At 37.1% G+C, this 6,176-nt stretch carries 2 protein-coding genes and 1 pseudogene; all 3 read right to left on the bottom strand.

The genetic code is table 11. The features are described from left to right. The coding region (locus tag QLS31_RS15905; protein ID WP_282744658.1) for a hypothetical protein at nucleotides 1–1,701 on the bottom strand (1,701 nt) is incomplete at its 3' end. A 442-nt stretch (nucleotides 1,702–2,143) separates the two neighbouring features. Continuing rightward, on the bottom strand, nucleotides 2,144–5,788 hold the full coding sequence (locus QLS31_RS15900; RefSeq protein ID WP_282744657.1) for a LamG-like jellyroll fold domain-containing protein: 3,645 nt from the start codon (nucleotides 5,786–5,788) through the stop codon (nucleotides 2,144–2,146). 289 nt (nucleotides 5,789–6,077) lie between these two features. Continuing rightward, nucleotides 6,078–6,176, bottom strand: a pseudogene (locus tag QLS31_RS15895) (IS1595 family transposase); the annotation flags it as partial.

Below are 6,176 nucleotides of genomic sequence, written 5' to 3'. Positions count from 1 at the left end.
TGGCAAAGGATTCACAATTACGGTGTATGTTGCCGTTTGAGTTTGTGGTGCGCAGGCATTGTTGCTGGTTACCGTCATTGTCAAAGTAACAGAATTTCCTGCATCGGCAGCAGTTGGTGTATAAGTGGGCGTTAGTGTTGTAGCTCCTGCGGTAATTGTTCCTGCCCCGTTTTCAGTCCATAGGATTGTTCCGTTTGTAGCAGAAGCACCACTTATGGTTGCAGTTGCATTCGAACAAATAGTTTGTGATCCTCCGGCAATTGCTATTGGCAAAGGATTCACAATTACGGTGTATGTTGCCGTTTGAGTTTGTGGTGCGCAGGCATTGTTGCTGGTTACCGTCATTGTCAAAGTAACAGAATTTCCTGCATCGGCAGCAGTTGGGGTATAAGTGGGCGTTAGTGTTGTAGCTCCTGCGGTAATTGTTCCTGCCCCGTTTTCAGTCCATAGGATTGTTCCGTTTGTAGCAGAAGCACCACTTATGGTTGCAGTTGCATTCGAACAAATGGTTTGTGTTCCACCAGCAGTTGCAGTTGGTAACGGATTTACAATTACTGTGTATGTTGCCGTTTGAGTTTGTGGTGCGCAGGCATTGTTGCTGGTTACCGTCATTGTCAAAGTAACAGAGGTTCCCGCATCGGCAGCAGTTGGGGTATAAGTAGGCGTTAGCGTTGTAGCTCCTGCGGTTATATTTCCTGCCCCGTTTTCAGTCCATAAGATTGTTCCGTTTGTAGCGGAAGCACCACTTACTGTTGCCGTTGCATTTGAACAAATGGTTTGTGATCCTCCTGCAATTGCAGTTGGTAACGGATTTACAATTACTGTGTATGTTGCCGTTTGAGTTTGTGGTGCGCAGGCATTGTTGCTGGTTACAGTCATTGTCAAAGTAACAGAAGTTCCTGCATCGGCAGTAGTTGGTGTATAAGTAGGCGTTAGTGTTGTAGCGCCTGCAGTTATATTTCCTGCTCCGTTTTCAGTCCATAGGATTGTATCGTTTGTAGCAGAAGCACCACTTACCGTTGCCGTTGCATTCGAACAAATGGTTTGTGTTCCACCAGCAGTTGCAGTTGGTAACGGATTTACAATTACTGTATATGTTGCAATTTGAGTTTGTGGTGCGCAGGAATTATTGCTGGTTACCGTCATTGTTAAAGTAACAGAATTTCCAGCATCGGCAGCAGTTGGGGTATAAGTGGGCGTTAGTGTTGTAGCGCCTGCGGTAATAGTTCCTGCTCCGTTTTCAGTCCATAGGATTGTTCCGTTTGTTGCGGAAGCACCACTTACGGTTGCCGTTGCATTCGAGCAAATGGTTTGTGATCCTCCTGCAATTGCAGTTGGTGGTGAATCTACTGTGAAAACACCGGTACTCGTTGCAGTTCCTAAAAGGGTAACTACTGAAATAAATCCAGTTGAGGCACTTGCGCTCAGTATTGCAGTTATTTGGGAGTCATTATCGACAGTAAAAGAAGTCGCAGCCACACCATTAAAGGAGACTGAAGTCGCTCCGGTAAAATTATTTCCAGTAATGATAACTGAATCGCCAGAATTATTACAGGCGTTAATTGGATTAAAACTCGATATGGATTGGGCAAAACTATCAATACTGAACAGAAAAGCAATCAGAAAAAACAAAAGAGAAGTTTTCGAATTTATTAATACAAAAAATGAATTTATATTGAATCTAGAGTAGTTTTTTTTCATAATAGGCACACTTTTTAATCAAACAATTAATGATTTTGTAAACCGGATTTAGAAAATTATCTATGACGTTTACAGAAGTTAAATAAAGTTTATTGTAGTGGTATTATTTGCAATGAAAAAATGAATCAAGCGGTTGTTATTCTCTATGTTTTATTTTAGAATTGATATTCAAAAATGACAACAGCTATGATTTTATTCGGATTATATATATTGTTTTTTTTGGTTTCCGATACTTAATAATCTTAAAATTAAGTATTTATAATGGTTTTTTGCCGAAAAGAATCCTTTTTTCGATAAAAGGATTTTATCTCCCGATAAACTACTTGTTTTAAAAAAATAATTTCCGAGGTTTACTTTTTTTCTTATTTCAGGATTGATTTAGATATAAAAAAAACTGCCTTTGCAGACAGTTTTCTCTTTTTGAAGTGTATTAAACTAGAAATTATTTGATAATTATTTTTTTGCTAAGCGCTCCTTTGGAAGTTTTTAGTTTTACAATATACACTCCTGAGCTTATTTTTTTGATTGGAAGCTGTATGTCATGTTGCCCTTGATTTTCAATTTTCCAAGTGGTGATTGATTGTCCAATAATATTGAATAAAGTCACTTCTTCAACAGTTGTGTCTATTGCTTTATTACTGATTATTATGGTGTTTTTACTTTGTGAATGGGCTATTTTTATTTCATCATCAATACTAGTTCCATCATTAAGACCTAATGTTTTGTCTTTGAATCGTAATGAAAAACGAGAATGGTGCTCGCCATTTGCAAGATTGATTTCAAAAGCTTCATTTCGGATATTATGGTATATTTTAGTCTCATCATCGTATAGAAAAATAGGCTGGTTTGCATCAAAGTTTTCTAAAGCATCAATCATGAATTTTACTTTTTCCGCAGCATCCGTTTTTACACCGATAGGGTAGGAAGCATCTAGGTCAAAAAATCCTTCACCTTGAATTACCAATTGATTTTCCCCATTCAAAAAATACATATCATTTGGGAAGTCATCGATATTTAAACCGTCATAACCGTGATCCATTTCACTGGTCGCTTTTTCATCCATAAATCCTAACAACACCTGTCTGTGATGGTCATTATGGGAATTGAATCCCAATCGAATTTTTTTATAAGTATCATTTATTACTACATCATTATCATTGTTATTCCATGCTTTCTCTTTACTGGATGTAGTTTTGTACATCACATTTGAGTTCAAAGCGTCATTTTCTTTATGAAAACCCCTTTGGCTATTGTTAAAAATAACCGTTCCTCCAGAACCAATTTTTCCATTTACAAAAAAGCCTTGCCCAACTGGAATATAGCGGTTAGGAATACCTCTTGACGGAGTTCCTGACTGACTGATAAAATCAACGCCTGCCGCTGATGGGGCTAATCCTCCAGTTAAATTTCTAACGGCATAACCTCCTTGATAATCGCGTAAAATATGGGTGTTGTTACTGTCATAATGTTCCCAGAAGTATAATGTTCCATCTGTGGAGGGATTTGAATTTATATTAGCTGTTATGAAAGCTTCGGCATCCAGCGCTGATGGATAAGGATTACCAGTTAATAACAGTTGATCATCACCTACAGTATTTGTTGTTATTGATCCATTATTTGGTTTTCCAATGAAAGTATAGTTTTGAGTTCCTAATGCACCACCACTTCCTTTTAAAGTGAATCCTTGCCCTACTCGTATCGGATCATTTTCAGTTATTTGTACCCAATTAGCATAAGCATTGGTATAATCATCAAATTTATAAAGCCAATATCTGGCTAAGCTTACAGGGAATGTTGGAGCTCCGTCATAGCCGCCAATCCAATTTATTGCTATAGGTGCCAGAGGATTTGTTCCATCTTTCAAACTGCCAGATACTGTATAGTCGGTGTTATTTGTTGTTGTATTTATTGGACTGACTGGAGAGCTCCAATAATTATAATTGTATAGATTAGATTGCCCTTTTTGATCTCTTTCAATTTGCCCGGAGCTTGTAACGTCTAAATCACTTTCTACAGTTTGCACCAATTGTGACATCCCAACTAAATCAATTTTTCCATCTAATTTTAAGTACCAATCATTTTGTATTTTGGTATCATTGTTCATTATGATATTTTTTCCTGTATCTACCAGCATTCCTAAATCAATAGTGTTAGCCGTTTCTGTAATGTCGTGTTTTACATGCACAATCGACCAGTCTTGTTCCATAATATCTTCACCTCTTATTTCTTTTGTAGGGCTGTTTACTGCTGTTGCAAAACTTCCATTTCTTTCCGTTAAAAATGGCATTGGTGCTTGTTGAACATGAATGTTTTTATGGTTGTATATTTTTGTTCCAATGATATCAATTGCAGGAGTTGTTAGGTCATCAATGATATCATCCTTGTAATTATCCATTCTGTAATAGCGAAGCAAATTAGTAAAAGGCAAAGAAATAGGAGAGGAGGCTACGTTTTTTGGAACTATCATACCTCTAATTTGTGAATTAACATCTTGAATTTCTTGGTAGTCCATTCTTTGTAATTGAGATTCGGTCAAAGCCAAATTAAATACTCTTACTTCATCTATTTTTCCTTTAAAATATTTTGTATTACTGCTAGGATCTTTTCCTAAAGTAAAGAGTGATGCATCAGCTGGAATACTTCCTGTTTTAGCTTGACTTGTCACCAAAGCACCATTTAAATAGAGTTTAATATTTGATCCGTCATAGATTACGCCAACATTGTACCACTGTGATACATTTAAAGTGGTGTTAAAAAGAACTGATGTTCCATTAACAACAGCTTCTAATTTCTTGCCGGCAGTAATTCGTATTTGGAAATTATTTTGTCCCACTATAACTCCTTCCGATGAAAATGCAGGGTTTAAATTAATCCATGCCATGAGTGATGCATTGGCTAAACCACCAAGAATTGCTGTACTTTGACCATAATCATTTCGTCCGTCAAAATCTAGAAATAATTTTGTGCGGATGTCTCTTGGAGACCCAAAAGAAGTCGTATTGGTATCAAAAATGTCTAGTATTCCGTCTTTATCAATATCCGTTGTACCGTCAATAATTCCATTATTATTAGTGTCTAAAGTTTTGTAATCATAGATTAATAATGTGTTAGCAATATCAAATGTGCTTCCATTGGACATGAGATCTAAATAATCAGGGATTCCATCTGCATCTGTGTCTTTTAAATAAGTTGTGGCAGGATTTGCAGTTGCAATTCCTTGTCCTGAATTTCCATATTGTGTATTAAATGTCACTCCGGTACCATAGTCATACATGTCTAATATTCCGTCGCCAAAACCTTCTGTTATTCCGTCTCCATTGATGTCTTTACTTCTGAATGTTTCTGAATCAATTCCATCGCCAACACCATCACCATTGATATCACCATCACCATTTTGATATCCGGAAACGGCATTTGTATTTCCGGCTCCAGACTCATCAACATCAAAAAGACTGTCATTATCGCTATCTAAATCGATATAATTTGGAACACCATCACCATCAGAATCTAATGCGGGTAATGCAGCTACTGATTCAATACTATCATGAAGTCCATTTCCGTTGGTATCGAACCAAGTAACATCAATTTTTCCTTTAGCATTACTCAAGCTTCCTAGGCCAGCTTCAATAACATCTTCAATGCCGTCATTATCGGCATCTAAATCGAACATATCCGCAACGCCATCATGGTCTAAATCGCATAAAGTTTGTGAAATTAGAATGTCATCCAACGCAAGATCATTACCGCCACCACCAGGAGCATTATTTTTAAAACGAATGGTAAAAGCATTTACATTTCCTAGATTGACACTAGTGGTGAATTGTTTCCAGACTCCTTGAGCACAACTATTATCTGTGATGCTTCCTGAGCATCTGCCGATATCTCCTGTGTTGAAAGTCGTAAGAAGATTGTTTGATAAATCATAAAATTCTACTGTCACATTGGGTAAAATTGAACCAGGGAAAGTTGAGGGTGCCATAATGTTTAATACCCAGAAACTATAGGTTATAGGTAGATTTGACAAGATTCCTGTAATAGTTGTTTCATAAAATGTGCCTGGAGTAAAACTTGCATTAAAAACAGCCATCCTCCCACTAGTATCTCCTGTGGTATGGTCTTCGCCGTTATACCATGCTAAATCCCCATGAATATTTTCAGGATGGCTAGCAATTGTTCCGGTTATTTTAGAGACTACTGTGTACTCACCATCGTCCAGTATCCAAGTTGATTGACTAGGACATTCGGTTGTATTAGTGCCTACAATTCCGTCTTCATAACAATAGGTTGTTGTTGCATTATTAGCAGCGGTAAAACTTGCCGTTTTTCCTCCTGTTCCAAAGGTTTCATTTAAGAATTTTTTGATTGTCCGTTTTTAGTCATAATTCTGTAATACTTGCTATTACTAGCCTATCGAATAATTTTTCCTCAAAATACCGTCTGTTAAGCTTGTAAACGAACTCGTTTAGGTATAATTG

Origin of the sequence: Flavobacterium sp. XS2P24 (assembly GCF_030010285.1) — a bacterium.
Lineage (GTDB): Bacteria > Bacteroidota > Bacteroidia > Flavobacteriales > Flavobacteriaceae > Flavobacterium > Flavobacterium algoritolerans.
Note: the sequence above shows the minus strand (reverse complement) of the source record. Positions and strands in the feature narration are given on the sequence as shown.

Coding starts and splice junctions, on each gene's coding strand:
- QLS31_RS15900 (WP_282744657.1), bottom strand. CDS start 5,788: ATGGCTGTTTTTAATGCAAGTTTTACTCCAGGCACATTTTATGAAACA.